This is a genomic window from Pseudomonadota bacterium (assembly GCA_010028905.1).
Classification (GTDB): domain Bacteria; phylum Vulcanimicrobiota; class Xenobia; order RGZZ01; family RGZZ01; genus RGZZ01.
The window spans coordinates 1-2940 of the sequence record RGZZ01000568.1; the positions used below are offsets into that span (position 1 = coordinate 1).

Sequence of the window (2940 nt, forward strand, 5' to 3'; positions counted from 1 at the left end):
GGCGGTGGGGGAATCGACACGTGCGGCTGATGCTGCTGAGGGGCTGTGCAGCGACGCCTCGTCCACGTCGACCACCAGCCCGGAGGGCGTGTCGCGATCGGTAGCGCGCACGATGGCCTCCACGTGATCCTGGGGCTGGGCGTCTGCTTCGGTCAGGGCTTGGGCGATTGCGTCGCGCACCGCGCGGAAGACTGCGTCCGGATGGAGGAAGCGGACCTCCGACTTGGTGGGATGGACATTCACGTCGACGTCACCGCTGGGGAGCTCGATGAAGACCACGGCCATGGGGAACCGTCGATGCGGGATGAGCGGCTCGAATCCCTGTGCGATGGCGATGCTGAGCTGCTTGCTCACGACGAGCCGGCCGTTGACGTAGATCACCTGGCGCGTTCCCTGGCTGGCGAAGGTAGGCGGGCACACGGCGACGCCACTTACCTTCACGTCTCCGCGCACGTGCCCCAGGGGCGCCACCGGCGTCTTTGGGTCGAGCTGCCAGAGGCGCTTGAGACGATCGGCAAGGCCGTACTGATGAGGAAGGTTGAAGTACTCACGCTCGCCGCTGGTGAGGCGGAAGTGGATGTTGGTGTGAAGCAGCGAGAAGCGTCCGAGGAGGTCGACGATGCGCGCGGCCTCGGCGACACCGCTCTTGAGGAACTTGCGACGGGCGGGCGTGTTGAAGAAGAGATCGGTGACCATGGCTGTCGTGCCCTCGGCGCATCCGGCGTCCTCGACTCTCACGTCGTCTGCCCCTCTGGCCACGATGCGGGTCCCGGAAGGGGCGCCGGTTTCGCGGGTGAGGAGCTCGAGACGGCTCACGGCGATGATGCTCGGAAGCGCTTCTCCGCGGAAGCCAAGCGTCTGGAGGTTCTCCATGTCCTCCCACGTGCGGATCTTGCTCGTCGCGAAGCGATTCAGTGCAAGCGCCGCGTCATCGCGCGACATGCCGCAGCCATCGTCGACCACCTTGAGGAACGACTGGCCGCCGTCGCGGATGTCGACCCATATGCGCGTGCTGCCGGCGTCAACGGCATTCTCCACGAGCTCCTTGATGATCGATGACGGCCGCTCGATGACCTCGCCCGCGGCGATGCGCTCCGCCACAGAGGTCTCGAGGAGGGCGACGCGCGCCCGGGGGGTGCTTGCGGCCGACGCACTCATGCGGAGAACGAGATGCAGTTACGGCCCTTTTTCTTTGACTCGTACATCGCCTTGTCGGCCTTCTCGATGAGGTCTTTCTTGGTCTGCGCGTCTTCCGGGAAGGAGGCGACACCTCCGCTCACGGTGACGTGCACGATCTGGCTTCCGAGGACGAACTCGTAGTCCTCGACGCTGCTGCGGATGCGTTCGGCAATGACCACCGCGCTGATGCGGTTGGTGTTGAGCATGGTGACCGTGAACTCGTCTCCACCGTATCGGCAGATCACGTCGGTGGGTCGCGCCACCTGCTTGATGACACCGCCCAGCTGCTTGAGGAGCGCGTCTCCCTGAGGGTGACCGTATGAGTCGTTCACCTTCTTGAAGAAGTCGACGTCGATGATCATGAGGCTCAGGGGCTTGCTGGCGTACTTTGCGCTCACGATCTCCTTGCCCAGGTGCTCCTGGAAGTAGCCGTGGGTGAAAAGGCCCGACAGGGAGTCGGTGATGGCGAGGGTCTCGGTGGTCTTGTGCAGCTGCAGGTTGCGCACGGCGAGCGCGACCTGGTTGGCCAGCATGTTGAAGAGGCGGAAGAGGGGATCGGTGTACTGCGCGGGCGCGTCGTGGGCGATGAAGATGGCGCCCAGCGCCTGGTCTTCGAACAGCAGCGGGGCCACCATGGCCGAGCGAAGCGCCGGATGCTTGCGAATCGCTTCTTCTGGCTGGTAGTGCGCGAAGTCGTCGACGACTCGGCCCTTCTTCTCTTTGATGACGGCGCCGATGACCGACGTCGCCAGCTCGGGGTTGAAGTCGGTGAACGATTCTGCGGGCGAGAGCTGGCTTGCCACGCGCATCACAGGCTCTGTCTGGCTCTCGAGATCGCGCAGGTACACCACGACGCTCGAGCAGTCGAAGAGACGCATCACGTCACTGGTGACCAGCTGGAGTATCTTCTCCTGCGAGGCCGAGGTGCCGAGCTCCTGGCTGGTCTCGATGACCGAGACCAGGGCCTTGACCTGGTCTTCCTGGCGGGTCAGCGCATGATGGATGAATCCCAGCCCTGCGGTCAGGGCGATGTATGGGATGAACCCGAAGCTCCACGCCTGAAGCAGCGCTTCTGGACGGGCGTGCGCCTTCACGAGCATGATGCCGAGGTAGAGGACGATCACGGTCACCGCTGTGGCACCGCCGATGAGCAGGTTGGTGACCATGAGCTCGAGCACCGGGAGACCGAAGAGCAACCCTCCCAGGACGGTGCGCTGGGTATAGGTCACGAACAGGGCGAGGACGAGGTCGGCCCCCCCCAGCACGAAGCCGCGGGATGTTCCCTCGAGGGTGCCCTCCATCCACGAGGTCACCGCGGCCCACACGAACAGGAGCCCCACGGCGAGCGCCGGGGACAGGGAAGGGGCGTCCATGCTGCCCAGCCAGCCCTGCTTTGCGCTGTAGATGTCTGCCGGGTGCAGCAGATCGATGGCGATGAACACGGCCATGACCCATCGCAACAGGGCCATGATGCGGCCGATATTGCGCGAATATTCGATCAAGCGGGGCCTCCAGGTTCGGGCGCGGCGGATGGAAGGAGGGCCGCGCGATAGGGTTCGGTCTCAGTTTTGCGTGTGGGGAGCGGATATCCTCCCCCTGCAGAGACGTGCGTCAGGAAGACGGGTCGTTCAGGCGCCGCTGCCAGTCGTGGATGAGGTTGAGGGCGGCGAGGGGCGTCAGCTCGAGGAGCTTCGTGCCCCGGATGTCGTCGAGAACCGCTTCCCACGCGGGGGGAGGACCCTGTGCGGCGGGGGGATCTGT

At 65.0% G+C, this 2940-nt stretch carries 2 protein-coding genes; both read right to left on the reverse strand.

The window, feature by feature from the left end; genetic code table 11:
• On the reverse strand, positions 1-1158 hold a 1158-nt coding region (gene mutL / locus EB084_22890), incomplete at its 3' end, for a DNA mismatch repair endonuclease MutL (protein NDD31111.1).
• Complete coding sequence (locus EB084_22895; GenBank protein NDD31112.1) at positions 1155-2681, reverse strand: sensor domain-containing diguanylate cyclase; 1527 nt, start codon at positions 2679-2681, stop codon at positions 1155-1157. The genes mutL and EB084_22895, both read right to left, overlap by 4 nt.
• Between the last annotated feature and the right edge of the window lie 259 nt (positions 2682-2940).